The sequence below is a fragment of the Amycolatopsis sp. NPDC050768 genome (assembly GCF_040654155.1).
In the GTDB taxonomy this organism is placed as follows: domain Bacteria; phylum Actinomycetota; class Actinomycetes; order Mycobacteriales; family Pseudonocardiaceae; genus Amycolatopsis.
Window position 1 is genome coordinate 275,105 of sequence record NZ_JBFAHL010000011.1, and the last position, 24,052, is coordinate 299,156.

A 24,052-nucleotide genomic window follows, 5' to 3' on the forward strand; every position below is an offset into this window, starting at 1 on the left:
TTGGCCGATGTGCGGAATACGACGGCAGGGTGGAAGGACCAGAACATCCCTTGTTTGAGGAGCAACACCATGCGTGTGTTTGTTACCGGAGCGACCGGGTTCATCGGCTCCGCGGTCGTTCGCGAGCTGCTCGGCGCCGGCCACCAGGTGCTCGGCCTGGCCCGCTCCGACGCGTCGGCCGCCAAGCTGACCGCGGCCGGCGCCGAGGCCCACCGCGGCAGCCTCGAAGACCTCGACAGCCTGCGCACCGGCGCCGCCGCGGCGGACGGGGTGGTCCACACCGCGTTCGTCCATGACTTCAGCGACTTCGAGCGCTCCGTCGGCACCGACCGCCTCGCGATCGAGACGATCGGGGAAGCCCTGGCCGGCACCGGCCGCCCGTTCGTGATCAGCTCCGGCACCCCGGCCACCCCCGACGGCGTGGCGACCGAGGACACCATCCCCGAAGGCGGCAGCATCGCGGCTGGTCGTTTCGCGTCCGAAGAGATCGTGGTTTCGTTGGCAACGCAGGGAGTCCGCGGCTCCGTCGTGCGCCTGCCGCGGTCGGTCCACAGCGACGAGGACCGCCACGGCTTCGTCCCCCTGCTCATCGAAACCGCTCGAACGCAAGAGGTTTCGGCCTACCCCGGCGACGGCGCCAACCGCTGGCCTGCCGTCCACTGCCTGGATGCCGCGCGCCTCTACCGCCTGGCCCTCGAGCACGCCCCGGCGGGCACGCGCCTGCACGCCGTCGGCGACGAGGGCATCCCCGTGCGCGAGATCGCCGAGCGCATCGGCAAGCACCTGGGCCTGCCGGTCGAGTCCGTCCCGGTCGAGCAGGCGGCCGAGCACTTCGGCTGGCTGGGGCCGATCTTCGCCGCGGACATGCCGGCGTCGAGCGCCCGCGCCCAGGACTTGTTCGACTGGCACCCCGCTCATCCCGGATTGCTGTCCGATTTGGACGCCGGCCACTACTTCTCCCGCTGATGGCGACGTTCGGAGCCGGCCCAGTCGGCGTGTGCCTGCCGGTCACCTTCACCAGCACCCCTTCGGCCGACGACCAGCGCACCGCCGTGCGCCGCCTGGAACGCGCCGGCTACCACGCGGCGTGGACCAACGAGGTCATCGGCAAAGACGCCCTCGCCCAGCTGGCGGTGCTCCTCGGCGCCACCGAGACGCTGGCGTTCGGCACCTGCGTGGCCAACATCTGGGCCCGGGCGCCCCAGACCGCGCACGCAGCCGCTTCCTTCCTGGCGCAGGCTTTCCCCGGCCGGTTCACGCTCGGCCTCGGCGTCGGCTACCCGCAGCAGGCATCGAGTGTGGACCGTCCGTTCGGGACTCCGCTGGCCACCATGCGGTCCTATGTGGAGGGTATGGCGGCGGAAACCCGGCCACCCGCCGCGGATGCCCCGTACCCACTCATCCTGGGCGCCAACGGCCCCAAGATGCTCACCCTCGCCGCCGACCTCGCCGACGGCGCGCTCCCCGCCGGCCTGCCGCCGCAGCACACGGCTCTCGCCCGACGGGTCCTGGGCCCGGACAAACTCCTCGTCGTCGCGCAATCGATCGCGGACTCGTTCGAGACGGCCCGTCAAACCGTCTCGAACTGGCTCAGCCGCACCGCTTTCCGCACAACACTCGCGGACCTCGGCTACCCGGCCGAGCCCACCGACGACCTGGTCCGGACCCTCGTCGCGTTCGAGGGCCCGAACCACGTCGCCGCCGCCGTCCAAGCCCACCTCGACGCCGGCGCCGACCACGTCACCCTGCTTTCCCCAGTGGGCACGGAATTCGGCCCGGGCATCGACCACCTCGTGTCGCTGGCCCCGGCGCTCCGCTGATCACAACCTCCCGGCGACGGTCTTCGCCAGCGCGGCGTAGGCGTCGAGGAACGCGTCGCTGGGAGCGCGGCGGAATCCCAGCTGGGCGACCCGGATCCGGCCGTGACTCCGTTTGGCGATGGTGATGGTGGTACTGCCTTGGGAGGTGGTGCAGTAGACGGCGTCGTCGGTGAACGGCTTGGGCTCGTCGGCGCAGCCTCGGGCCGAACCCTGGAAAGCAGCCTTCGGCGAGTCGAAACCCGGCGCATCGCCGACGCCCAGCTCCACCAGGGTGGCATGCGAATCGAGGGCGCGGTGATACGAGCAGGCGTACAGGGTGACACCACTCTGCGTATCGGGTTCTTCCTCAGTGCTTTCGAAGCTGTTGCCGTCCGCGAGTGCGTGCTGGACTTCGCCCGAGTCCAGAAACGGACACGCCGCACTGAGCCGCTCCGGCGACGCCGCCGCCACGAACGACGTCGTCGAGGGTCCCTCCACTGTGGTCGCCGCACCGCCGGCGGCACACCCCGCGGCGGCCGCCACCACGAAGGCGACGGCGATGAGTCTTCTGGGTAAACGCATGTCCCGAATCCTGCCCGATCTTCGGGGAGATCCCGGTCTCGGAGATCCACTCGTGATCATCCCAATTATCCCTTTTGGGGCACTGTAGGGTGATCCGTGCTCCCGAGGAAGCGCCTCGGCCAGGCAGGCAGGCTTCGTTGATGAGGTTTGTTTCGCTGCGTTGGGACGAGAGTCACCGGCCTGTCGTTCTCCACCAGGTCCACCCGGGAGCTCCTCGGTGCGGTCCTCCTCGACGAGATCCTGCCGACCGACACCGGGTGTTCCCACGAAATCGCGTTGCGGCAGGGTTCCGTGACCGTCGAATGCGGGGATCTCACCGCAAAATGGGGGTGGCCCCGCGCCATGAAAGGCCCGGGGCCACCCCGGCAACTCATGCCTTCGGCTTCGTCAACCCACATCCCGCCAACGAAAGATCCACCGTCGACCCAGCCCCGAGGCAAGCCGGAATCCCGGCGGTCTGCTGCCCATAGGACCGGCCCATGTGGACGGTGATGACGCCGTTTTCGTCTACCTCACAGGGGTTGTCCACATCGCACACCTTGCCCAAGCTGTTGGACGTGTTGTGGATGCCCACGACCTTGCCGGTGTGCGGGTCGAGCACCGGCGAGCCGGAGTCGCCGCTGCCGGGGGTGCAGTCTTCGCTGTACTGGATCGCGTTGTGCTGCGTGTAGCCGCCCTCGCGGAGTTCCGGGACGATGTTCGCGACCGAACACGCCCAGGCCTTCAGGTGTGTGCCCGAAAGCACGTCGAGCTGGTCGGCTTGCTGGGGTTCGCGCGTGCCGAGCTCGAAGACCTTTGCGCCGGCGGCGGCGAGCTGCGCGTAGGTCTTGTCCACTTGGTACAGGGCGACGTCGGTGCCGGTCATGGTGGCGTACAACAGCTTCGTGGTGCGCAGGGTCGCCTTGATCCCGCCCGACGCGGACACCACCGCGGCATCGCGGGCCTCCGTGCGCTCCGTCACCGCCGAGCCCACGGCGGGGTGGTCGCCGGTAATGCAGTGGCCGTTGGTCAGCAGCAGGCCGGGGTCGTCCGGACTGGCGCCGGCCTTGCGGACCAGCGACCCCGCGCACGAGCCCAGGTTCACGGCGCCCTCAAGCGTCGGGTGGCGTTCCGCGATGGTCTCGCGCACCCAGTCGGCATACGCGGGCACGTTCGTGTAGATCCCCGGCCCGTTGTCGCCACCGCTGACGACACCGGCCAACGTCCAAGCGCCGCCTTCCTTAACGAGCGCCGGGCCACCGGAGTCCATGTTGGTGGGGCCCACCTTGCCGTCGAGTGCGCCGATGCACAGGTCGCTGAGCGAAACCAGACACGTCGATGTTGGTTGGACAACAGTGTCGGCCTCGAGCAGGTGGTCGGGGTAGCACTGCGGGGCGGACTGGTCGCAGGTCATGCCCCAGCCCATGATGCGCGCGCCCGTGCCCGGCGCCGGGGCCTTCGCGCTGATCTTGATCGGCGCAGCCTTCGCCGGGTGTGCCAGCTTCAGCAGCGCGATGTCCTTGCCGAAGATGTGCGGGAGGGTGCCGTTCGAACGTCGCACGAACTTCTCGACCGCGATCACCTCACCGCCGGACGTCGCGCTCACCGAGCCCAGCCGCACCGACCAGTCGTGCGGGTAACCGACCTGGGTCTCGAGATCGTTGCGCGCGCAGTGCGACGCCGTCACCACCCATTGCGGCGCGACCAGCGTCACCCCGCACACGTGCCCGTCGGGCCGCGGCGAGTCGGCCGGCCGGTTCAGCGACCCGGTGAACGGATACGCACGCGGCGATGGGACTCCGCCAACAATCGCTGATGCCGGAGCAACACCCAACGCGGTCACGGACAACGCTGCCGCCACGACGGCCAGCACACTTCGGAGTTTCACCGGGCTCCCTCTCACCTGTGGATCACAGAACCCGCTCAGACTCCTCACCCTGTGTGCGCGCACCTCGACCGGAACGTCACGATCCTGTGACAGCGCCCCAGCAGCGCACCCCCGTCGTGCCCGACGAGGTCGATCGGCTCGGCGCTCTTCGCCTGCTTATCGGCCAACCACGCGGCGCGCGCGCCCTTCGTCGGCGCGAATCCCGCTGTCGCTTTACGACCACGTTAGCCCGGCGCCCACGGCAACACGGCTCCGTAGCGGATCAACTGGCCGTAGTGATCGGGGTCCGTGGGCGAAAGGGCGAGGTCGAGGAGCGGCACCGCCGCCGCGGCCGGAGTGGGCGCCGTGCTGACGTCCCACCAGAGCGCCGACGTCGGCGTGTTCATCATCCCCGGGCACACCGCCGCGAGCAGGATCCCGCGCTCCGCGTCGCTCGCGCGGTGCACCGCGGCGAGCGCACGTACAGCCGCGACCTGCCCGATCTTCGACGGGATGTTCACGAACCCGGGCCACGCACCGGCGCGGGCGCTGCCGTCCGCGACCGCGTCGCGCCAGCTCGCGACGGCCTTGTCGACGTCGTCCAGCGAGGCCAGGCCGTCGAAGCGATCGTGCAGGACGGGCGCCAGGTAGTGCAGCGTGCCGAGCGAGCTGGCGACGACGAGCAGTTTGCCGCCGTCCCGCAGCAGTGGGGCGAACGCCCGCAACAGCCTCGTCGTACCGAAGTTGTTGACTTCTGTGTAGGGGCCCACGATCTCCCGCGGGTCGTCGTCGGGACCGATGCGCATCACGGCGTTGCCGAACACGACGTCGACCCCGCCGTAGCGATCGCTCAGCACCTTGGCGAGCCGGGTGACGGACGCGGGATCGGCCACGTCGAGCAGTTCGCCTCGGACCGTCGCCCCGCCCGCGGGCAGCGACTCCACGGCCTCACCGACCCGGCCGAGATCCCGTCCCGTGAGGTAGACGGTGTCCTGGGTGGACAGACGCTGCGCGAGACCCTCGGCGAGCGCCAGGCCCAGCCCTTGTGTGGCTCCGGTGACCAGTGCGACGGTCATGCTCGCACCAGACCTTCCGTGAGCTCCCACAGCCGCGCGGCGCCATCGGGGTCGAGGGCGTAGCGCGCGACACCGTGCAACTGCGGTGCTTCCCCGCGCCGGTCGATGGTCGGGGTCTCCGCGCAGTCCACAAAGTACCGACCGCCGATTCCCTCCAGTAGCGGTGACGCGGCGACCAGGACCGACGTCGCCGCACCCTGTTCGGGGGTCTTCATCAGTTCGGGCGGGACGGTCCCACTGCCGCGTCCGCTCGTGTGGCGCTGCAGGTTGGTGAAGATCCCGCCCGGCATGACGGCGTTCGCCGTGATGCCGTCCCGAGCCCAGCAATGCGTGGCCTCTACGGCGAAGAGCACGTTGGCCGTTTTGGACTGTCCATAAGCGAGCCATGGATCGTAGCGGCGGAAGGCGAAGTTCACGTCGTCGAACACCACCGGGGAGAGCTGGTGCCCGCTCGAGCTCACCACGACGACGCGCGCCGAGCCGTCTGCGGCCAGCGCGGGGTGCAGTCCGGTGGCGAGCAGGAAGTGTCCGATGTGGTTGGTGGCGAACTGCCACTCCCACCCGTGCTCGGTGTACTGCTCGGGGCTCGCCATCACGCCGGCGTTGGCGACGAGGATGTGCAGCGGACCGTCCCAAGTGGACGTGAAGGCGGCGATCGAGGCCGGGTCGGTGAGGTCCAGCTCCGCGACGCGCACCGCGGTGCTGCCGGTGCTCGCGGCGATGTCCTTCGCCGTGCGTTCGCCGGCGGCGACGTCGCGGACGGCAAGGGTCACCTCGGCGCCGGCCGAGGCCAGGGCGCGAGCGGTCTCCACGCCGATTCCGGACGACGCCCCGGTCACCACCGCGCGTCGCCCGCTGAGGTCGATGCCTTCGGCCACGTCCGCCGCTGTGCTGGCGAAGCCGAAGGGAGTCTGGATCAAGGTCATACTTTCACGCTAAGCAGTCACCGGGCATGCTGCCAGCGAAAGTTCGTCAAGTCTGCTATGCGTAATAGTCATGGCCTTCACCGACGCGTCGCTCACCGCGCTGCGGGTGTTCCGCGAGGTGGCCGAGCGGGGCTCGTTCACCGCCGCGGCCGCCGCCCTCGGCTACACGCAGTCCGCCGTCTCCCGCCAGATCGCGTCACTGGAGCGCGCCGCGGGCACCCCGCTCGTCGAACGCCGTCACGACGGTGTGCGCCTCACACCCGCCGGTCGGCTGGTCGTGCGCCGCGCGGCCACCGTCGTCGACGAGGTGGACGCCGCGGCGCGCGACCTCGTCGGCTTGCCCGACGGTCACGGCAGCGTCCGGCTCGGCTGGTTCGCCAGCGCCGGCGCCGCCTTGGTGCCCCGCGCGCTGGCGGAACTGCGTCGCACGCACCCGGGCATCACCGTGACCACGCGCGAAGGCAGCACCCCCGCGCTGGTCCGCGCACTGCGCGCGGGCACGCTGGACCTGGCGCTGATCGCGTCGACGCCGCCCTTCCGCCCGCCGGACAGCGAAACCCCGGCGCTGCAGGTGCAGACCCTCGCCGAGCGCAGCCTGTGCGTCGCCGTGCCCACCACCCACCCCCTCGCACGCGGCGAGTTCATCGACGTCGCCGACCTGTCCGGCCAGCGCTGGATCGCCGGCTCGCGCAACGAGCACGTCATGGGCGTCTGGCCCGGCCTCGACGAGCGCCCCGACATCGCCCACACCGCGCGCGACTGGCTCGCCAAGCTCCACCTCGTCGCCGCCGGTTGCGGCATCACGACCGTGCCTACCGTCCTCACTCCGGTCCTCCCGTCCGGCGTCCGCGTCCTTCCCGTCCGGGGAGGGCCTTCCGAACGGCGGCGCATCTTGCTTGCCCGCCTCCCGGGCCGCCCTTCGGACGCCGCGGTGCGTCTCGCGGAGGCCTTTCGCGCGGCGGCGTTGAAGGGGGAGGTTGAAGGGTTCTGATGGAGACGGCCGGTTGCCGCTACCTTGAGCAGGCGCGGTCGTCGTGGCGCGCGGAATGTTCGGGAAGGGACACGCCGAACAGTGGCGAACCTCAAGGTCACCTACGACGCTTCAGCGAATGCGGCGTACGTCTACTTCACCGACCCGGCTACGGAGCCGCGGTCGGTGCACATGTATCCGTGCGATCCCATCGGTGTGGGCGGCATGATCAATCTCGATTTCCTGGCGGACGGTCGTGTCCTGGGTGTCGAGGTGCTGGATGCTCGGGGCAAACTTCCCCAGTTTCTGCTCGAGGGAGCTGAACGGATCGACCGGCCGGCGCGGGGCGAAGACTTCCGAACGGTGACCGCGACGAAGGAAACGTTCAACGGCAGCGAAATCAAACTGTTCGATGTCGTCACCGCGGGGGAACGCCTGATCGAGTTCCGCGATGCCGCCTGGCGTGAGGACGCGGCCGTTCTCGTCGTTTCCGTGCCGCGCGGTAGCTCGTGGACCGACGCGTCCGTGACCATCAATCCCAGTCGAGGCGCTGTCCCGGTGGCGTTCCTGGCCTGGGCGACGGAGATCGCCAAGCAGCGAATCACGGCGTCGTAGGGCGTCGCCGCTGGTGGAGGGTGCGGCCGTCCGACGGGCGCACACACCGTCAGTACGATCATCACTTTATGTAATCAGGCGCGAAGACGCACACTCAGCTCTCGTCAGTGATCAAATTCTGTGACTACCATCTCACTGGATGTGCGAATCCGACCACGGCTCCGTCGCCAAAACACTAACCCTTGATCACTGGCGCACAGTCCTGCCTGGTCAAGGCGTTGCTGAAGTCACACGCCTTGCTCAGATGAGCACTTCAGTTCACTTGAACGTGTCCAGTCTCTAGTCTGGACTTGTTCCAGAAAACATGGTCTGATGCCCTCATGCCGGCCACTGATCCTGCGGACCGTCTGCGGGGTGTCTCACTAAGAGTCACCAAGCAGCGGACCGCTGTGCTGCACGCCGTGGCGCAGCGGCCGCACACGGACGTCGAGGCGGTGGTCCGAGCGGTGCGCTCCGAACTCGGCGCCGTGTCGACGCAGGCGGTGTACGACATCCTCGCCGCGCTGGGGGAGGTGGGGCTGGTGCGGCGCATCGAGCCGGCCGGGTCGCCGGCGCGATTCGAGGTGCGCACGGGCGACAACCACCACCACGTGGTCTGCCGCCGCTGCGGTGCGGTCGCCGACATCGACTGCGCGGTGGGGGAGCGGCCTTGCCTCGCACCCGCGAGCACCAACGGGTTCGTCATCGACGAAGCCGAAGTGACCTACTGGGGCCTTTGCCCTTCCTGCAACGAAAACTGACTGTCCACCACCTGAAGGAGATGAAGTGGCTTTCGAGGAAAACACCAAACCGCTGACGACGGCGGCGGGTGCGCCGGTCGTGGACAACCAGAACAGCGTCACCGCCGGCCCGCGCGGCCCGGTGCTGTTGCAGGACCTGTGGCTCATCGAGAAGCTGGCGCACTTCGACCGCGAGGTCATCCCGGAGCGCCGCATGCACGCCAAGGGCTCCGGCGCGTGGGGCACTTTCCGCGTCACGCACGACATTTCGCAGTACACGAAGGCCGCGATCTTCGCCAAGGTCGGCAACGAGTGCGAGATGTTCGCACGATTCTCGAGCGTCGCGGGTGAGCGCGGCGCGGCCGACGCCGAGCGCGACATCCGTGGTTTCGCGCTGCGTTTCTACACCGAAGAGGGCAACTGGGACGTCGTCGGCAACAACACGCCGGTGTTCTTCCACCGCGATCCGCTGAAGTTCCCTGATCTCAACCGCGCGGTGAAGCGTGACCCGCGCACCAACTTGCGTGACCCGGAGAACAACTGGGGTTACTGGACGAACCTGCCCGAGGCGCTGCACCAGGTCACGATCATCATGACCGACCGCGGCATCCCCAAGTCGTACCGGCACATGCACGGCTTCGGCTCGCACACCTACAGCTTGATCAACGCCGCGGGCGAGCGGAACTGGGTCAAGTTCCACTTCCGTACCCAGCAGGGCATCGAGAACCTGACCGACGAGGAAGCCGGCGCCGTCATCGCCGCCGACCGCGAGTCGAACCAGCGCGACCTCTTCGACGCCATCGAGCGTGGCGACTTCCCGAAGTGGAAGCTGTTCGTGCAGGTCATGCCCGATGCCGACGCGGCGAGCTACCGCTTCCACCCGTTCGACCTCACGAAGGTGTGGAGCAAGAAGGACTACCCGCTGATCGAGGTCGGCGAGTTCGAGCTCAACCGCAACCCGGACAACTACTTCCAGGACGTCGAGCAGGCCGCCTTCACCCCGGCCAACCTGATCCCCGGCATCTCGTTCAGCCCGGACAAGATGCTGCAGGGCCGCCTCTTCTCCTACGGTGACGCCGCCCGCTACCGCGTCGGCGTGAACCACCACCAGATCCCGGTCAACTACCCGCGCGGCGCCAAGGTGGTCAACACCTACCACCGCGACGGCGCCATGCGCGTCGACGGCAACCAGGGTGGCGTCCCGGGCGTCGAGCCGAACAACTTCGGCCGTTGGCAGGAGCAGCCCGCGTACGCCGACCCGGCGCAGGCCGTCGGCTCGACCGCGGACCACTTCAACTTCCGCGAAGACGACGACGACTACTTCACCCAGCCGGGCAACCTGTTCCGCCTGTTGTCCGCGGACGAACAACAGCGTCTGTTCGAGAACACGGCGCGCGCGATCAAGGGTGCGCGCAAGGAAACCGTCCAGCGGCACATCGACAACTGCGCCAAGGCCGACCCGGCCTACGGTGAGGGTGTGCAGAAGGCCTGCGAGGCCCTGGGCGCTCTTTAAGTCCTTTGTGGCCGTTGCTCCCGTCGCTCGTTGTCGCGACGGGGGCAACGGCTTTCTACAGGCTCTGCCCGAACATTTTCGCGGCTTCCCGCGCACTCGGCGTCCCGGCGTCCAGATCGGCCCCCGCCCTTTTCAGCGACGCGACGATTTCCGTCTCGCCCTTGAACAACGCGCCCGCGATCGGCGACTGGTTGCGGGCGTTGCAGATGTCGGGATCGGCGCCGTGCTGGAGCAAGTACTCCACGGTCTCGCCCCGCCCGTGGTACGCGGCGAGCATGAGGAGTGAATTGCCGGCCTCGTCGAGCGCGTTGACGTCCAGGCCGTGCTCGATGAACTCCGCGAGCTCTTTCGTGTTGCCTTCACGCGCGAGGTCCGCCATGACGGTGCGGGCTCGTTTCCGGAGGTCTTCGTTTTCGTCAGCGGGCATGGTGGAATTTTAGCATCGCGTGATGCGTGTTCCGGAGTCTGAAGTGCGGCGCTCATCCGTCCTGAATGGATCGAGCGAGTGAGTGCTTTCGGATGTGTTCGAAACGCTGCAGAAAGATCTTCTGTGGACAGTCAAGGATCGAGTGGTGAAGGCCCGGTATCCCGAAGCCTCGATCTCCCACTACGGGGCCGCGCACAAGTGAATGCGCGGCCCCGGTGAAAGATCAGCGCAGCGGTTCGAGCGCCTTCGCCAGCGGCTCCAGCACCGCGGGAGTGTGGGGCGGCGGCAGGTAGACGATGGCCAGGTCGAGGCCGGCCTCGCCGAGGCCCTCGGCCTGCTTGGCGACCGCGGCGTAGTCCAGGTCGGGCTCGAGGCGCACGTGCGAGGACAGCGTGATCTCGCTGGGGTCGCGGCCGATGTCGGCGCAGTGGCGGTGCAGGACGTCGCGCTTGTGGGCGAACTGCTCGGGCGTGCCGCCGGTGAAGTTCCAGTGGTCGGCGTACTTCGCGGCCGTGCGCAGGGTGCGCTTTTCGCCGCTGCCGCCGATGCAGATGGGCGGGTGGGGCTTCTGGACGCCCTTGGGTTCGTTCCGCGCGTCGGTGAGCTGGTAGTGCGTGCCCTTGAAGGTGGTGGTTTCCTGAGTCAGCAGGCTGATCAGGACCTCGCAGCCTTCCTCGAAACGGTCGCTGCGTTCCTTGATGGTGCCCAGCTCCATGCCGTACGCGCCGGACTCCTCCTCGTTCCACCCGGCGCCGATGCCGATCTCCAGGCGCCCGCCGGACACGATGTCGAGCGTCGCGGCCATGTTCGCGAGCAGCGCGGGGTGCCGGTAGTGCATGCCGCTGACGAGGGTGCCCAGGCGCAGCCGCTTGGTGGCCTGCGCGAGCGCGGTCAGCGTGACCCAGCCCTCCAAGCAGGGGCCGGTCGAATCGGAGAAAATGGGATAGAAGTGGTCGAACGTCCAGCCGGATTCGAACAGCTCGATCTCGTCGGCCGCCTGCCAGACCGCGAGCATGTCCTCCCAGACGGTGTTCTGGGGCGAAGTCTTGATGGCGAATCGCATGGTCGTGAGCGTAAACCTGGAGTAACCCCAGCTGCCAACACCGTCGCCATGGGCGGCGGCGGACGGGCGCTCGTCCGAATCGTGTCCCTTTGCGTGTAACAGGTGCCTGTCGCGGCGCGACCCGCAGCGCGCCTGCCACTCCCGGGGCTGTGCGGAGCACCGGCTCGCCGACACGGTCACGCGATCATCGCCGACGACAACATCGCCGGACCTACGCGAATCACCTTGAAGAAGGGCGAGTTCTTCAAATCCTCCGGTGGGTGCGCCTGGAAGAAGAGCTGACCGTCAGTGTCTTGTGGACAGTGGGCGCCACGCCGGAGGAATACCGGCGCGGCGCCACCTGAAAAAGACCTCAGTCCCGGATCGCCTTGAGGGCGCCCGACCAGATCTCCAGCTGGGTGAACAGCGTGGTGGCCGCGTCGTCGTGGAGGGCGGCCGGGGTGAAGGACGCGAAGTTCTCGAAGTCCGTGAACAGCGAGAACGACAGCTGCTGGCGCACGTGGGCGATCTGGAGCTCGCTGCAGATGGCGCGCAGGTGTTCGATCGCGCGGGCGCCGCCCAGTGAGCCGTAGGACACGAAGGCCGCTGCCTTGTTGTTCCACTCCGCGTAGAGGTAGTCGATGGCGTTCTTCAGGACGGCGGACGTCGAGTGGTTGTACTCGGGCGTCACGAAGATGAAGCCGTCGTAGGAGTCGATCTTCGCGGCCCACGCCTTGGTGTGCTCGCCGGCGTACTGGCCGAGGGTGGGCGGCAGGGCCTCGTCGAGGTGGGGCAGCGGGAACTCGGCCAGGTCGACGAGCTCGTAGTCCGCGCCGGTGCGGGCCTTGGCCTTGGCGAAGACCCAGTCGGCGACCTGCTTGCCGTTGCGTCCCGGGCGGGTGCTGCCGATGATGACGGCGATCTTGAGGTCACTCACTTGCCGGTTTCCTTCCGAGGACGACTTGAATCTTCATGTCAAATAATGAACACCCGTACTTGAACATTCAAGTCACGCGCTAGACTGGGACGCATGACACACCGGCAGGCCGCCCCGCGGTGGCTCGACTCCGAAGAGCTGCAGACGTGGCGCTCGTTCACGTACCTGCTGCACCGGCTGCCGACCGAGCTGGAGAAGCAGCTGCGGGAAGACTCACAGCTCAGCTACGTCGAGTACTACGCGCTGGCCGGGCTGTCGGAGGAACCCGGCCGGCGCATGCGGCTGAGCGAGCTGGCGATCCTGACCAACGCCGAGCTCTCCCGCCTGTCGCACCTCATCAGCCGGCTGGAGAAACGCGGGTTCCTCTACCGCGAGCCCGACCCGGAGGACGGCCGCTATACCCACGCCGTGCTCACCGAAGCCGGCTACGCGCACGTGCTCGAGTCCGCGCCCGGCCACGTCGAGCGCGTGCGCGAGCTCGTGTACGACGTGCTGTCCGAAACGGAGCTGCGCACCCTGCGCACGGCGGCCGACAAGATCACCCGGCGCATCGAAGCCGATGGCTGAAGGTCTCCATGAGAGGGAGCGGCAGGCGGCCCCCGCGCCGACGCATGCTGGTGGCATGACGAAGAACCCCGGCTTCGAGTTCGGGCTGAACTCCTTCGGCGAAGTCGCCACCGACGGAGCGCGGACACTGAGCGACGCGGAGACCGTCCGCCTGCTCGTCGACGAGGCACGCCTCGCCGAAGAAGCCGGCCTCGATGTCTTCAGCGTCGGCGAGCACTACCGCGAAGGCCACAACGACAGCGCGACGCCGGTGCTCCTGGCGGCCGTCGCGACGGCGACCGAGCGCATCAAGCTCGGCACGTCCGTGACGGTGCTGAGCACCAACGACCCCGTCCGCCTCTACCACGACTTCTCCACCGTCGACGCCGTCTCCAACGGCCGCGCGCAGCTGGTGCTGGGCCGGGCGTCGGCGACGGAGTCGTTTCCGTTGTTCGGATACGACCTCGCCGACTACGAGCACCTGTTCGAAGAGAAACTCGAACTGTTCATGCGCTTACAACGCGAGGAGTCCGTGACGTGGTCGGGCACCGTGCGCGCGCCGCTGGTGGACCAGACGCTGCACCCGCGGATGCGCCCAGGCGGGATCCCGACGTGGATCGGCGTGGGTGGCAGTCCGGATTCCGTCGTGCGCGCCGCGAAGTACGGACTGCCGCTGATGCTGGCGATCATCGGTGGCCGACCGCAGCGGTTCGCCGGGCACGTGGAGCTTTATCACCGCGCGCTGGCGCAATTCGAACAGCCGGTGTTGCCCGTCGGACAGCACTCGCTCGGCCTGATCGCGGACACCGACTCCGAAGCCGTCGAGACGTGGTGGGAGTACTGGCAGCCCGTGGTCGCGAACCTCGCGGCCGAGCGCGGTTTCTACAAGCCGGACCGCCGCCGCTACCTGGCGGAGATCGACGGCGGCGCGCTGTTCGTCGGCTCGCCGAACACCGTCGCGCGCAAGATCGCGACCGTGGCGCGTGACCTGCGCCTCAGCCGTTTCGACCTGAAGTACGACATCATGAACCTGCCCCGAGAAGCTCGCGCCCGGTCGATCGAGCTGTTCGGCCGCGAGGTCGCGCCGCGGGTTCGCGAGCTGCTCACGAAGGCGCCTTCCCATGTCTGACTTGGTTTTCGGCCTCGACACCTTCGGCGACGTCCCGGAGGACGACTCCGGCACGCCGATGTCCTACGCCGCGGCGATCCGGCACGTGCTCGACGAGGCCGTGCTCGCCGACGAGATCGGCGTGGACGTGATCGCGCTCGGCGAGCACCACCGGCCGGAGTACTCGATCACTACCCCGGAGACGGTGCTGGCTGGCATCGCCACGCGCACGTCGCGGATCCACCTGTCGTCGGGGGTGACCGTGTTGAGTTCCGACGATCCCGTGCGCGTTTTCCAACGTTTCGCGACCGTCGACGCACTCTCCAACGGTCGCGCGGAGATCATTCTCGGACGTGGTTCGTTCACGGAGTCGTTCCCGCTGTTCGGATATGACCTCTCCGACTACGACAAGTTGTTCGAAGAGAAAATCGACCTGTTCGTTCAGTTGCTCGACGAGAAGCCCGTGACGTGGAGTGGTTCACTGCGTCCGGCGCTGGACGCGGCTGACGTCTTCCCCAAGACGGAGTCGGGTCGCCTGACGACCTGGGTCGGCGTCGGAGGCTCGCCGCAGTCGGTGATCCGCACCGCCCACTACGGGCTGCCGCTGATGCTCGCGATCATCGGCGGGCCGGCGAAGCGGTTCGCACCGTACGTGGACCTCTACCGCCGCGCCGCCGCCGAATTCGGCACGACCGCGCACCCCGTCGGCATGCACTCGCCCGGCTTCATCGCCGACACCGACGAGGAAGCGCGTGAACTGTTCTGGCCGCGCTACCGCGTGATCCGCGACCGCATCGGCCGGCTGCGCGGCTGGCCGCCGATCCAGCGCGCCGAGTACGACAGCGAAATCGAGCACGGCTCGATGTACATCGGCTCGCCGGAAACAGTCGCGCGCAAGATCGCCGGCGCGGTGAAAGACCTCGACGTCGGCCGGTTCGACCTCATCTACTCCAGCGGTTCGCAGCCGGCGAGCGCGCGCATGCACGCGGTGGAGCTGTACGGCACGAAGGTGATCCCGATGGTGCGGGACCTGCTGGCGGAGGGGAAATGACGGAGACGCTGGGCATCCTCGGCGCGGGCAAAGTCGGCACCGTCCTCGCGCGGCTTGCAGTGGCGGCCGGCTACCGCGTGCTCATCGCCGGCTCGGGCGCGCCGGAGAAGATCGCGCTCACCGTGGAAGTCCTCGCGCCGGGCGCCGTCGCCACGACGCCGGCCGACGCCGCTTCGGCCGACGTCGTGATCCTGGCGTTGCCGTTGGGCAAGTACCGCAGCATCCCGGCGGCGGAGCTGGACGGCAAGCTCGTGATCGACGCCATGAACTACTGGTGGGAAGTGGACGGTCACCGCGCCGACCTGGAGGTCTCCACGAGCGAGACGGTGCAGAAGTTCCTGCCCGGCGCGCGCGTCGTGAAGGCGTTCAATCACATGGGTTACCACGACCTGGAAGACGAGGCCCGCCCCGCCGGGACGCCCGGCCGCAAGGCCATCGCCCTCGTCGGCGACGACCCCGCGGCCGTGGCGGAAGTGTCCACTGTGGTCGATGCGCTCGGCTTCGATCCCGTGCCGGCCGGCGGTCTGGCCGAAGGTGTGCGGCTGGAGCCGGGCGCGGAGACCTTCGGGGCGAACGTCGAGGCCGTCGAGCTGCGGGCGATGCTGGAGCGGTTCCCGGAGTCGGAACGCGGTCGTGCTCTCAGCGAGCGGCCGGTGGCAGACTCACGTTAGACGCCGCCTCCGCGAGCCGACGCGGCCGGTGCTTGCCGCGTCGCGTTGGCCGGTTTGTCTTCGGTCAAATTGTCCGGAAACGCCGGGTGCTGCTGATACCGAGACCACGCGGACGGTGTTGGCGCCGGTTCCGCCGGCGGCTCGGCTGCGGCTTTGGTGTGCCGCGGCGGTAAAGCCGGCGGAACCGTTGCCGCTCACTCGGCGCCCGTGAACATGGCCACGAGATCGCGGGCCGAGTTGCTGCCCGCGAAGAGCTCCTGCATCTCGACGCCCTCGACTGCGACCGCCTGACTGCGGGGGAACATTTCCTGTTCGTATTCGGACAGGGCTTTCTCGACGTTGCCCGGGTGGGCGGCGAGCGCTTGGCCGAGCCGGGCTGCGTCGAGCATGGCGAGGTTGGCGCCTTCGCCGTTGGGCGGCATGAGGTGGGCGGCGTCGCCGACGAGGGTGACGCCCGGCGCGCGGTCCCAGCGGTGGTCGAGGGGCAGTGTGAAGTGAGGGCGTAGCAAGGGTGCGGTGTCGCCGTCGGTGATGAGGGCGGTGAGTTCCGGGGCCCAGCCGTCGAATTCCCGGGCGATGCGCGCGGCCGTCGCGTCGGCGTCGGTGAAGTCGATGGCGGCGAACCATTCCTGTGACCGGGTGAGGACGACGTAGGTGTGCAGCGTGTCGCCGCTTTCCCGGTGCGCCTGGATTTCGCGGCCGGGTGCCGGTGCGATGAGCGATCCGCCGCCGACAGCTTTCGCGGCCGCCGGGTGGCGGGTGTCTGCGTCGTAGAGGTAGACCTCGACGAACGAGGTGCCGGCGTACTCGGGGACCGCACCCGACAGCAACGGTCGCACGCGGGACCACGCGCCGTCCGCGCCGACCAGCAGGTCAGTCGCGAGAACGCTGCCGTCGGTGAAGGTCACCTCGTGGCGGGCCTCACCCACAGGGCGGGCGTCGGCGACCTTGGCGCCCCAGCGGACGGTGCCGGCGGGGAGCGAGTCGAGCAGCAGCTGCCGCAGCTCCCCGCGTTGGACTTCGGGTCGGCCTCCGGTGCCGTCGTCGGCTTGGTCGAGCAGGACGGTCCCGTCGGGATCGAGGACCCGCATTTGCTGGCGACCCTCGAGGATCAGGCCGCGGAACTCGTCGGAGAGTTCGGCGGCTTCGATGGCGATCTGGCCGTTGTAGTCGTGGATGTCGAGCATGCCGCCCTGTGCGCGGGACGACGGGGAGTCCTCGGCTTCATAGACCGTGGCCGGGATGCCGTGGACGTGCAGCACGCGGGCGAGGGTGAGGCCGCCGAGGCCGGCGCCGATGATCGTGACGGTGTTCAAGGTGACTCCTCCGAAGCGCTATGGAATATCGTTCCAATGTTGGAACGAGATTCCAGATGTGTCAAGATGGACGCATGGTTGCGCGGACCCGCCGAGCTCAGCGGCGTACAGAGGCGCTCTCCCGCGAGCGCATCACCGAGGCCGCCGTCGAGCTGCTCGACGCGTCCGGCGAGGGCGGGCTGACGTTCCGGGCGCTGAGCGAGCACCTCGTCACCGGGCCCGGGGCGATCTACTGGCACGTGGCGAACAAGGGCGAGCTGCTCGAGGCCGCGACCGATGCCGTGGTCGCCGCCGCGTTGGCCGAGCCCGCCGAGCCCGCGGGGTCACCGCGGGACGAGATCCGCGCCGTCGCGCTGGGCCTGTTCAACGCGATCGCCGAGCACCCGTGGCTCGCCACGCAGGTGTCGCTGCAGCTGTCGCACGGTCCGACGAAATCGGTGCCGCTGCGGATCTTCGAAGGCATCGGCCGGCACGTCGGCGCGCTGGGCGTGCCTGAGGACAGCTGGTTCACCGTGGCGTCGGCGCTGATGCACTACATCCTCGGCTCCGCCGCGCAGAACGCTTCGAACGCCCGCGTCGCCGGGTCAGTGGCGGACCGGGAGGAGTTCCTCGACGCGGTGTCGGCGGCGTGGGAAGAGCTCGACCCGGACGACTACCCGTTCACCCGGGCCGTCGCCCGTCAGGCGCGTGAGCACGACGACCGCGAGCAGTTCCTGACCGGAATCGACCTCATCCTCGCCGGGATTCGCGCCCGGTGACGGCGTTGCCGGCGTGGTGGGGCAACCGGATCGCGGCGACGAGCGGGATCGCCAGCAGGACGGCCAGCAGCGCCATTGCCACGCGGAACGGGCCGGGCGCGTCGGTGGCGACCAGGCCGCCGGCGCGGATGAGGAGGGCGCCGATGGCCACGCCCAGGCCCGCGCCGAGTTCCTGCAGGGTCGAGAGCAGGGTGTTGGCGTGGTTCATCAGGGGCTCGTCGACGTCGGCGAAGGCGACGCTGTTGTAGGCCGTGAAGCCGGTGGAGCGGGAGATTCCGCTGACGAGGAGCAGGGCGAGCAGCACGGGTAACGGGGTGTCGGCCCGCACGAAGGCCAGGCCGACGAGGCAGGCGGCGCCGACGAGGATCGACGCGAGCAGCACCGTGCGGATGCCGAAGCGGCGCATGAGCGGGGTGGTGGCGGGTTTGATGCCGACGTTGCCGACGAACAGCGCGATGACCACCAGGCCGGCGCGGGCGGGGCTCCAGCCGAAGCCGAGCTGGAAGAGCAGCGGGAGGACGAAGGGGATGGCAGTGATCACGCCGCGGTAGACGGAGCCCGTGGCGGCGGTGATGCGGTAGGTCGCGATGCGGAGGATCCGCAGGTCGAGCAGGGGATTCGGTGTGCGCAGCAGGTGCCGGATCGCCCAGCCGAGGCCGACGACGGCCACGATCAGCGCCACGGCCGTTGCCGGGCCGAAGCCCGAGCCGAGACCTTCGAGCGCGACGACCAGCGCGGCGGTGCCGACGGCCACCCACCCGAACCCGACCCGGTCGAACGGCGCGGGCCGCTCCGCGCGCAGGTCCGGCACGATCGCCCACGCCACGGCCAGCGCGGCGATGCCCAGGGGCAGGTTGATCACGAAGATCCACCGCCACGACGCGTACTGCGCCAGCAACCCGCCGACGACCGGCGCCACCACAGGCGCGAGCAACGCGGGCCACGTCAGGTAGGCGACCGCTTTGACCAGGTCTTTCTTAGGTGTGGCGCGCAGGACCACCAGCCGGCCGACGGGCACCATCATCGCGCCGCCGACGCCCTGCACCACTCGCGCTGTTGTCAGCAGCACAAGGTTTGGTGCGAGTGCGCACGCCAATGATGAAAGTGTGAACAGGATCAGTGCGGTTGCGAACACGCGGCGCGCGCCGAAGCGGTCGGTGAGCCAGCCGCTGATCGGAATGAGGACGCCGAGGGTGAGGACGTAGGCCGTGATGGTCACGTTGACGTCCACCGAGCTCACCCCGAGGTCGGCCGCCATGAGCGGCGCCGCGGGCGCGATGATCGTGGCGTCGACGATCTCCATGAAGAACGTGGCGGCCACCAGCAGCGCCAACCCCCGCCGAAACCCCATGGCGGTCGACCCTACTGTCCTGGCGCCGCTGGTCGGCTGGTCGCGATGGGGATCACACCGGGGCGAGGGCTGTCGTCGCGGCGGGCAGCGGCGTGGCGGCATTCGTTGAGGCGATGAGGGCTTCGGCTGAGAGTGCGGCGAGCGGTACGACGTCCAGGGCCTCGCGTCAGCCGGCTCGGTGATGTCGCTGAACACCGCCGGCGGCCCGGTGAAGATCGAGGGCATTGGTGACAACATGACCGTGAACGGCGCCAAGATCTTCTGCGGCAACATTCCCACGAAGAACGCCACGCCGGGGACCAGCAAGAGCTGATGATCCACAGTGGATCCACCGGGCTCGCCGAGGGAGTCTGGTGGCTTTGCTCTGCGCGGAGAACGAGTGGGCGGCCTAGGCGTGGTGGGAGCCCATCCTCTTGCGTTCGTTTTCGACCATTCGGCGTCACCGGGCGGACACCGCCATCGCCAACGACCGGTGACGGGCGCCGAAGGGCGCTCCAGCCTGGCGATGCTTCAACTCCTGCGGATCGGGGTATGAGGACGTTGGATCATGCCGAAGTTCGGAGAAGGAGCGCTGACCGCTGGTGGACTGTCCCGTGCGCTCGAGCCGGACGCGGCGATGACGGCGCTGCCGCTGACCGGCGCCGGCGGTGAGCTGCACCAGGTGCGGTGCTGGACGCGCGAGCACCTGCTCGACGTCGATGCCGACGTGCTGATCGACGTCGTGCAGGTGGTCGACGAGCTGGCCACCAACGCGCTCTCCCACGGCGGGCCGCCGCAGTGCGTGCGCCTGCTGCGGTTGCCCGGCCTGGTCCGCGTCGAGGTCGACGACAGCACCCCGGTCCGCGCGGCGCCGCGGCCGCCGGACAACGAGGGTGGCCGCGGACTGCACCTCATCGCCGCGCTGTGTGTGGCGTGGGGTCAGCACGTCACGGCGACCGGCAAGACCGTGTGGGCCGAGCTCGGGCTGGGGTCGGGCACCGGCACCGGTTCGTGAGGGTGACCGGCGGCGGCCGGAAGTGGTGTGGTCCCACCATCTTGTGGTGGAATTTTGCCGTGAGTTCTGATCGGGAGCCGGTGGGGCAGGCTGCCAAGGTTGAGCAGCTGGAGGCGGCGCTCGCGACGCGCCCGGTGATCGAGCAGGCCAAGGGCATGCTCATGCTGGTGCGGAGCTGGACCGAGGACGAGGCTTTCGAGGCCCTGCGCGAACTCTCGCAGCACACGAACGTGAAACTGCACGACGTCGCCACAGTCGTAGTCGCGAGCGGCACGGGCGCGAAGCCCGAGTTGCCGGCTGAGACCGCCGATGTCGTACTCGCCGAACTGCGGTCAGGCGTCCTGGGCAGCGCCTTCGGCACCGAGAGCTGATTCGTCGTGCGGAACGACCCCGGTGAACTGTGCCGGCAATGACTTGAATGTTCAAGTCACGCTCGCTACCGTGAACTCGTGCACCCCGCCAAGACGCCCGTCACCTCGCGTGGCCGCGCCAAGCACGTGATCGCGGTGCTGGTGGTGCCCGATTCGGTGGCGCTCGAGGTCGCGGTGGTGCACCAGGTCTTCGGGCCGCGGATGTCCGCGATCGTCGAGCTGACGGACGACGCCGAGAGCGCCTACGAGGTGGTGCTGTGCGGCGAGCAGCCCCGGCAAGTGCTGCCCTCCGGCGTGGACTTCGGCGAGCTCGCGCCGCTGGAGACGCTGCTGACCGCCGACACCGTGATGGTCCCCGGCGTCGACGATCCGCTGGCCGAGCGCCCGCTGCCGGTGCTGGCGGCCCTGCGTGGCGCGGCCGGGAACGGCGCGCGGCTGGTGTCGTTCTGCGGCGGCGCGTTCCTGCTGGCTCGCGCCGGGCTGCTGGACGGACGCCGCGCGACCACGCACTGGCTGTTCACCGAGGAGTTCCGCCGCGAGTTCCCCGACGTCCGCCTCGAACCCGGCTGCCTCTACCTCGACGACGGTCCCGTGCACACCTCGGGCGGGGTCTTCTCGGCCACCGACCTGGCGCTGCACCTGCTGGCCGAAGACCTGGGCCAGGCCTACGCCGGCGACGTCGGCCGGCTGCTGGTGATGGCGCCGCGGCGGCCGGGCGCGCAGGCTCAGTTCGTGAAGGACTCCATCCGGATCGCGGGCGAGCCGGCGCTCGGGTCGTTCCTGGCGTGGCTGCGGGAGCACCTCCACGAGCCGCTCACCCTCAGCTCGCTCGCCGGCCACCTGCACCTGAGTGAGCGCAGCCTCGTGCGGAAATTCCGCCACGCCACCGGGATGACCGTGTTCGACTGGATCAACCGCGAACGCGTCGCGAGCGCGCAGGTGCTGCTCGAAACCACCGAGCACCGCATCTCCGAAATCGCCGCGATGGTGGGGTTCGGCTCCGCGGAAACCCTGCGTCGTCACTTCGAACGCCAGGTCGGCACCACTGCGGGCAGCTACCGGACCACCTTCCGTGCTGCGCTCGTCCCGGGCTGACCGGCCGCTAAGATACGACTGGAATTTCTTCCGACCTCACGGGGGATCGATGGCGAGCGAGCGCGTCGGCGCGAAGGATCGTGCGCTCGCCTACGTCAAGGAGCAGGTGCTCTCCGGCGGGTTCCCGGGCGGCGAGCTGATCAGTGAGGGCGAGGTCGCCGAGGCGCTGGGCATGTCCCGGACGCCGGTGCGCGAGGCGTTCCTGCGGCTGGAAGGCGAGGGGCTGCTGCGGCTGTACCCGCAGCGTGGCGCGCTGGTCGTGCCGGTCTCGCCCGACGAGGTCCGCGCGGTGCTGGAGGCGCGGCTCGTGCTGGAGCAGTTCGCGGCCGGCAAGGTCGCGGCCGCGGGGCCGCAGGTGCGCGAAGCCGTCTTCGCGGGCATGGAAGAGCAGCGGGCCAAGCAGCAGGCGGCGGCCGGCCTCGGCGAGTTCCTCGAGGCCGATCGCGCGTTTCACACCGTGCTGGTCGACGCGGCCGCGAACCCGATCCTCGGCTCGGTGTACGGCTCGCTGCGCGATCGGCAGATGCGGATGGTCGGCGAGTCCACCGTGAACGGCCGCGACGGCGCGCGCGACCGCCTCGACGTGATCCTCGAGGAGCACCGGGAAATCGCGGAAGCCGTTCACGCGGGGGACGGCGAACGGGCGTGCGAGACGGTCCGGGTGCATTTGTCCAGCACCCGCCGGGCCCTGGGCGTCACCGAGGACCCGGGGCTGTAGAAAGCCCGGCCATTGTTCAACCGGGGCTCAACTGTTCCGGAGTTATCGTGGCCGCATGGCAGGTGACGTGGATCTCGCCCGGATCGGATTCCTTCTCTCCGACCGAAACCGTGCCGCGATGCTGTTGCTGCTCCTCGACGGACGGCCGCAGCCGGTTTCGGCGTTGATGGCGGAGGTCGGCATCTCGGCGTCGCTGGCGAGCACCCACCTGCGCAAGCTGAAGGACGGCGGCCTGGTCGTCGTCGAGGTGTCCGGCCGTCAACGGCTGTACCGGCTCGCGAGCCCTGTCGCCGACGCGATCGAGGGCCTGCTGCTGCTCGCGCCGCCCGGGCCGGCGAATTCGTTGCGGCAGGCGACGCGCGGGCGCAAGCTGCGCGAGGCCAGGGTTTGTTACGACCACCTCGCGGGCAGCGTCGGCGTGGCCATCAACGACGCCTTCCTGGCGAAGGGGTTTCTGATCGAGGACCACGATTCCTACGGCGTCTCGGCCAAAGGCCACGCCGAACTGGCGGTGCACGGGATCGACGTCGACGGGTTGCGCGGTCGCGCCCGGCCGTTGGCGCGGCCGTGCATGGACTGGAGCGAACGCCGGCACCACCTCGCGGGCAGCCTCGGCGCCGCGGTGAAGAGCCGGCTGCTCGAACTGGGCTGGATCGACCTGCTCGAGGCGAGCCGCGCCGTCGACCTCACCGAGGCCGGGCGGCGTGAGCTGCGCGAGTGGCTGGGTGTCGACCCGGCGTAAGTGTTGCTGTTCAACGCCAGATCGGAGCGAGATGTTCGATGTCAGCGAGGTGGCGGTGGTCGCCGTCGACGTCTTCGGGACCACTGTGGACTGGCGCACCGGCGTGATCGACGGCGTGGCCGCGATCGCCGAACACCACGAGACCGAGTTCGACTGCCCCGCCCTCGTGGACGCGTGGCGCGAGCGCTACCTGCCCGCGGTCGGGCAGATCAACCGCGGCGAGCGTGAATGGGCGAACCTCGACGCCGTGCACCGCGAGGCGCTCGACGAGTGTCTGGAGCTGTTCGGCGTCGCCGGGAAGTTCGGCGCCGAGGCGCGCGAGCGCATGGTCCGGGCCTGGGACGCGCTGCCGCCGTGGCCGGACGCCGTCGAAGGGTTGGCCGAGCTGCGCCGCGACTTCGTGGTGGTCGCGCTGTCCAACGGCGGGTTCGCCCAGCTCATCCACGTGGTGAAGGGCGCCGGCCTCGGGTTCGACGCGATCCTGTCGGCCGAGAACGTGGGTGCGTACAAGCCGGACCGCCGCGCGTACACCAACGCCGCGAAGCTCCTGGACGTCGAGCCCCGCACCATCCTCATGGTCGCCGCCCACACCTGGGACATCCACGGCGCGCGCGACGCCGGGTTCCGCACGGCCTTCGTCGAGCGACCGGGGGAAAAGGGCCCTGACCGGCCCGTCGACACCGCCGAGACCACGGACTGCGACCTCAGCGCGGTGAGCTTCGCCGACCTCGCGGGCCGGCTGCGCGCTGCGGCGAAGGGCGGCGCGGCCGTTCGATAACTTCCACTATACGGAAGATCAATTACACTTGGTGGAAATTTCTGGCCTTCGGGGCTTGTGGCCCGGTAGGCTGAGAGTTAGCGTTGGTCGGGCTACGACTT

General features: G+C 69.2%; 26 protein-coding genes and 1 pseudogene. 18 read left to right on the forward strand and 9 right to left on the reverse strand.

What is annotated here, in order from left to right; translation table 11 throughout:
* The first annotated feature begins 69 nt into the window (after nucleotides 1-69).
* A complete protein-coding gene (locus AB0H62_RS30515) occupies nucleotides 70-966 on the forward strand; it encodes an SDR family oxidoreductase (RefSeq protein WP_360589796.1) in 897 nt (298 codons plus the stop codon).
* The gene (locus tag AB0H62_RS30520; RefSeq protein WP_360589798.1) at nucleotides 966-1,820 is read left to right on the forward strand and encodes an LLM class flavin-dependent oxidoreductase; all 855 of its coding nucleotides are present in this window, start codon (nucleotides 966-968) and stop codon (nucleotides 1,818-1,820) included. Before AB0H62_RS30515 ends, AB0H62_RS30520 begins: the two co-directional genes overlap by 1 nt.
* On the opposite strand, the gene AB0H62_RS30525 is transcribed toward AB0H62_RS30520, so the two are convergent.
* The 4 genes from AB0H62_RS30525 to AB0H62_RS30540 all read right to left on the reverse strand — a co-directional run bounded on the left by AB0H62_RS30525 (nucleotide 1,821) and on the right by AB0H62_RS30540 (nucleotide 6,229).
* A complete protein-coding gene (locus AB0H62_RS30525) occupies nucleotides 1,821-2,381 on the reverse strand; it encodes a hypothetical protein (RefSeq protein WP_360589800.1) in 561 nt (186 codons plus the stop codon).
* Nucleotides 2,382-2,751: 370 nt separating this feature from the next.
* Entirely contained in the window at nucleotides 2,752-4,248 is a 1,497-nt protein-coding gene (locus AB0H62_RS30530) for a trypsin-like serine protease (protein ID WP_360589802.1), read from the reverse strand.
* Between the two features lie 224 nt (nucleotides 4,249-4,472).
* Nucleotides 4,473-5,303: an SDR family NAD(P)-dependent oxidoreductase gene (locus AB0H62_RS30535; protein ID WP_360589804.1), complete on the reverse strand. Its 831-nt coding sequence runs from the start codon at nucleotides 5,301-5,303 to the stop codon at nucleotides 4,473-4,475.
* The gene (locus AB0H62_RS30540; RefSeq protein WP_220243361.1) at nucleotides 5,300-6,229 is read right to left on the reverse strand and encodes an SDR family NAD(P)-dependent oxidoreductase; all 930 of its coding nucleotides are present in this window, start codon (nucleotides 6,227-6,229) and stop codon (nucleotides 5,300-5,302) included. The genes AB0H62_RS30535 and AB0H62_RS30540 overlap by 4 nt, the downstream gene beginning before the upstream one ends.
* 70 nt (nucleotides 6,230-6,299) lie before the next feature.
* On the opposite strand from AB0H62_RS30540, the gene AB0H62_RS30545 reads away from it, so the two are divergent.
* The 4 genes from AB0H62_RS30545 (at nucleotide 6,300) to AB0H62_RS30560 (ending at nucleotide 10,046) form a co-directional block, all read left to right on the forward strand.
* Entirely contained in the window at nucleotides 6,300-7,220 is a 921-nt protein-coding gene (locus AB0H62_RS30545; protein ID WP_220243360.1) for a LysR family transcriptional regulator, read from the forward strand.
* Between the two features lie 81 nt (nucleotides 7,221-7,301).
* On the forward strand, nucleotides 7,302-7,814 hold the full coding sequence (locus AB0H62_RS30550) for a DUF2283 domain-containing protein (protein WP_220243359.1): 513 nt from the start codon (nucleotides 7,302-7,304) through the stop codon (nucleotides 7,812-7,814).
* A 320-nt stretch (nucleotides 7,815-8,134) separates the two neighbouring features.
* Nucleotides 8,135-8,554 (forward strand): Fur family transcriptional regulator, encoded by a 420-nt coding sequence (locus AB0H62_RS30555; protein ID WP_220243358.1) that lies wholly within the window; start codon nucleotides 8,135-8,137, stop codon nucleotides 8,552-8,554.
* Nucleotides 8,555-8,579: 25 nt separating this feature from the next.
* On the forward strand, nucleotides 8,580-10,046 hold the full coding sequence (locus AB0H62_RS30560) for a catalase (protein WP_220243357.1): 1,467 nt from the start codon (nucleotides 8,580-8,582) through the stop codon (nucleotides 10,044-10,046).
* Nucleotides 10,047-10,101: 55 nt separating this feature from the next.
* Here the strand turns inward: AB0H62_RS30560 and AB0H62_RS30565 are convergent, their stop codons facing one another.
* The 3 genes from AB0H62_RS30565 to AB0H62_RS30575 form a co-directional block, all read right to left on the reverse strand.
* The gene (locus AB0H62_RS30565; RefSeq protein ID WP_360589807.1) at nucleotides 10,102-10,473 is read right to left on the reverse strand and encodes an ankyrin repeat domain-containing protein; all 372 of its coding nucleotides are present in this window, start codon (nucleotides 10,471-10,473) and stop codon (nucleotides 10,102-10,104) included.
* 223 nt (nucleotides 10,474-10,696) lie between these two features.
* Nucleotides 10,697-11,536 (reverse strand): LLM class F420-dependent oxidoreductase, encoded by an 840-nt coding sequence (locus AB0H62_RS30570; RefSeq protein WP_360589809.1) that lies wholly within the window; start codon nucleotides 11,534-11,536, stop codon nucleotides 10,697-10,699.
* 352 nt (nucleotides 11,537-11,888) lie between these two features.
* Nucleotides 11,889-12,452: an NAD(P)H-dependent oxidoreductase gene (locus AB0H62_RS30575; RefSeq protein WP_360589811.1), complete on the reverse strand. Its 564-nt coding sequence runs from the start codon at nucleotides 12,450-12,452 to the stop codon at nucleotides 11,889-11,891.
* A 93-nt stretch (nucleotides 12,453-12,545) separates the two neighbouring features.
* Here AB0H62_RS30575 and AB0H62_RS30580 point away from each other — a divergent pair, with 93 nt between their 5' ends.
* The 4 genes from AB0H62_RS30580 to AB0H62_RS30595 are packed head-to-tail and all read left to right on the forward strand — an operon-like array spanning nucleotide 12,546 to nucleotide 15,828.
* Entirely contained in the window at nucleotides 12,546-13,019 is a 474-nt protein-coding gene (locus AB0H62_RS30580; protein WP_220243353.1) for a MarR family transcriptional regulator, read from the forward strand.
* Between the two features lie 55 nt (nucleotides 13,020-13,074).
* On the forward strand, nucleotides 13,075-14,127 hold the full coding sequence (locus AB0H62_RS30585; protein ID WP_220243352.1) for an LLM class flavin-dependent oxidoreductase: 1,053 nt from the start codon (nucleotides 13,075-13,077) through the stop codon (nucleotides 14,125-14,127).
* The gene (locus AB0H62_RS30590; RefSeq protein WP_220243351.1) at nucleotides 14,120-15,157 is read left to right on the forward strand and encodes an LLM class flavin-dependent oxidoreductase; all 1,038 of its coding nucleotides are present in this window, start codon (nucleotides 14,120-14,122) and stop codon (nucleotides 15,155-15,157) included. The genes AB0H62_RS30585 and AB0H62_RS30590 overlap by 8 nt, the downstream gene beginning before the upstream one ends.
* Complete coding sequence (locus AB0H62_RS30595; protein WP_220243350.1) at nucleotides 15,154-15,828, forward strand: NAD(P)-binding domain-containing protein; 675 nt, start codon at nucleotides 15,154-15,156, stop codon at nucleotides 15,826-15,828. The genes AB0H62_RS30590 and AB0H62_RS30595 overlap by 4 nt, the downstream gene beginning before the upstream one ends.
* Nucleotides 15,829-16,022: 194 nt before the next feature.
* On the opposite strand, the gene AB0H62_RS30600 is transcribed toward AB0H62_RS30595, so the two are convergent.
* Nucleotides 16,023-17,144: an NAD(P)/FAD-dependent oxidoreductase gene (locus tag AB0H62_RS30600; RefSeq protein WP_360589813.1), complete on the reverse strand. Its 1,122-nt coding sequence runs from the start codon at nucleotides 17,142-17,144 to the stop codon at nucleotides 16,023-16,025.
* A gap of 74 nt (nucleotides 17,145-17,218) precedes the next feature.
* Between AB0H62_RS30600 and AB0H62_RS30605 the strand changes: the two genes are divergently transcribed.
* The gene (locus AB0H62_RS30605; protein WP_360589815.1) at nucleotides 17,219-17,902 is read left to right on the forward strand and encodes a TetR/AcrR family transcriptional regulator C-terminal domain-containing protein; all 684 of its coding nucleotides are present in this window, start codon (nucleotides 17,219-17,221) and stop codon (nucleotides 17,900-17,902) included.
* On the opposite strand, the gene AB0H62_RS30610 is transcribed toward AB0H62_RS30605, so the two are convergent.
* Nucleotides 17,874-19,253 (reverse strand): MFS transporter, encoded by a 1,380-nt coding sequence (locus tag AB0H62_RS30610; RefSeq protein WP_360589817.1) that lies wholly within the window; start codon nucleotides 19,251-19,253, stop codon nucleotides 17,874-17,876. The two genes, AB0H62_RS30605 and AB0H62_RS30610, sit on opposite strands and share 29 nt — an antisense overlap.
* Before the next feature lie 136 nt (nucleotides 19,254-19,389).
* Here AB0H62_RS30610 and AB0H62_RS30615 point away from each other — a divergent pair.
* From AB0H62_RS30615 to AB0H62_RS30645, 7 genes and pseudogenes are all read left to right on the forward strand, one after another.
* A pseudogene (locus AB0H62_RS30615) lies at nucleotides 19,390-19,566 on the forward strand (fasciclin domain-containing protein); the annotation flags it as partial.
* A gap of 234 nt (nucleotides 19,567-19,800) precedes the next feature.
* On the forward strand, nucleotides 19,801-20,247 hold the full coding sequence (locus tag AB0H62_RS30620; protein ID WP_220243347.1) for an ATP-binding protein: 447 nt from the start codon (nucleotides 19,801-19,803) through the stop codon (nucleotides 20,245-20,247).
* A 59-nt stretch (nucleotides 20,248-20,306) separates the two neighbouring features.
* On the forward strand, nucleotides 20,307-20,618 hold the full coding sequence (locus AB0H62_RS30625; protein ID WP_360589820.1) for an ANTAR domain-containing protein: 312 nt from the start codon (nucleotides 20,307-20,309) through the stop codon (nucleotides 20,616-20,618).
* Between the two features lie 78 nt (nucleotides 20,619-20,696).
* Nucleotides 20,697-21,713, forward strand: a complete 1,017-nt coding sequence (locus AB0H62_RS30630; RefSeq protein ID WP_360589822.1) for a helix-turn-helix domain-containing protein — start codon at nucleotides 20,697-20,699, stop codon at nucleotides 21,711-21,713.
* Between the two features lie 49 nt (nucleotides 21,714-21,762).
* Nucleotides 21,763-22,431 carry a GntR family transcriptional regulator gene (locus AB0H62_RS30635; protein WP_360589824.1) on the forward strand — a complete coding sequence of 223 codons (669 nt, stop codon included), beginning with the start codon at nucleotides 21,763-21,765 and terminating at the stop codon, nucleotides 22,429-22,431.
* A 55-nt stretch (nucleotides 22,432-22,486) separates the two neighbouring features.
* The gene (locus tag AB0H62_RS30640) at nucleotides 22,487-23,173 is read left to right on the forward strand and encodes a winged helix-turn-helix domain-containing protein (protein ID WP_360589826.1); all 687 of its coding nucleotides are present in this window, start codon (nucleotides 22,487-22,489) and stop codon (nucleotides 23,171-23,173) included.
* Nucleotides 23,174-23,204: 31 nt separating this feature from the next.
* Nucleotides 23,205-23,951 (forward strand): haloacid dehalogenase type II, encoded by a 747-nt coding sequence (locus AB0H62_RS30645; RefSeq protein WP_220243342.1) that lies wholly within the window; start codon nucleotides 23,205-23,207, stop codon nucleotides 23,949-23,951.
* Nucleotides 23,952-24,052: the final 101 nt, after the last annotated feature.

Bases quoted from the DNA above. Each gene is read 5' to 3' on its own strand.
- AB0H62_RS30515 (WP_360589796.1), top strand. From the start codon at position 70: ATGCGTGTGTTTGTTACCGGAGCGACCGGGTTCATCGGCTCCGCGGTC.
- AB0H62_RS30520 (WP_360589798.1), top strand. From the start codon at position 966: ATGGCGACGTTCGGAGCCGGCCCAGTCGGCGTGTGCCTGCCGGTCACC.
- AB0H62_RS30525 (WP_360589800.1), bottom strand. From the start codon at position 2,381: ATGCGTTTACCCAGAAGACTCATCGCCGTCGCCTTCGTGGTGGCGGCC.
- AB0H62_RS30535 (WP_360589804.1), bottom strand. From the start codon at position 5,303: ATGACCGTCGCACTGGTCACCGGAGCCACACAAGGGCTGGGCCTGGCG.
- AB0H62_RS30540 (WP_220243361.1), bottom strand. From the start codon at position 6,229: ATGACCTTGATCCAGACTCCCTTCGGCTTCGCCAGCACAGCGGCGGAC.
- AB0H62_RS30545 (WP_220243360.1), top strand. From the start codon at position 6,300: ATGGCCTTCACCGACGCGTCGCTCACCGCGCTGCGGGTGTTCCGCGAG.
- AB0H62_RS30555 (WP_220243358.1), top strand. From the start codon at position 8,135: ATGCCGGCCACTGATCCTGCGGACCGTCTGCGGGGTGTCTCACTAAGA.
- AB0H62_RS30565 (WP_360589807.1), bottom strand. From the start codon at position 10,473: ATGCCCGCTGACGAAAACGAAGACCTCCGGAAACGAGCCCGCACCGTC.
- AB0H62_RS30570 (WP_360589809.1), bottom strand. From the start codon at position 11,536: ATGCGATTCGCCATCAAGACTTCGCCCCAGAACACCGTCTGGGAGGAC.
- AB0H62_RS30580 (WP_220243353.1), top strand. From the start codon at position 12,546: ATGACACACCGGCAGGCCGCCCCGCGGTGGCTCGACTCCGAAGAGCTG.
- AB0H62_RS30585 (WP_220243352.1), top strand. From the start codon at position 13,075: ATGACGAAGAACCCCGGCTTCGAGTTCGGGCTGAACTCCTTCGGCGAA.
- AB0H62_RS30590 (WP_220243351.1), top strand. From the start codon at position 14,120: ATGTCTGACTTGGTTTTCGGCCTCGACACCTTCGGCGACGTCCCGGAG.
- AB0H62_RS30595 (WP_220243350.1), top strand. From the start codon at position 15,154: ATGACGGAGACGCTGGGCATCCTCGGCGCGGGCAAAGTCGGCACCGTC.
- AB0H62_RS30605 (WP_360589815.1), top strand. From the start codon at position 17,219: ATGGTTGCGCGGACCCGCCGAGCTCAGCGGCGTACAGAGGCGCTCTCC.
- AB0H62_RS30610 (WP_360589817.1), bottom strand. From the start codon at position 19,253: ATGGGGTTTCGGCGGGGGTTGGCGCTGCTGGTGGCCGCCACGTTCTTC.
- AB0H62_RS30620 (WP_220243347.1), top strand. From the start codon at position 19,801: ATGCCGAAGTTCGGAGAAGGAGCGCTGACCGCTGGTGGACTGTCCCGT.
- AB0H62_RS30635 (WP_360589824.1), top strand. From the start codon at position 21,763: ATGGCGAGCGAGCGCGTCGGCGCGAAGGATCGTGCGCTCGCCTACGTC.
- AB0H62_RS30640 (WP_360589826.1), top strand. From the start codon at position 22,487: ATGGCAGGTGACGTGGATCTCGCCCGGATCGGATTCCTTCTCTCCGAC.
- AB0H62_RS30645 (WP_220243342.1), top strand. From the start codon at position 23,205: ATGTTCGATGTCAGCGAGGTGGCGGTGGTCGCCGTCGACGTCTTCGGG.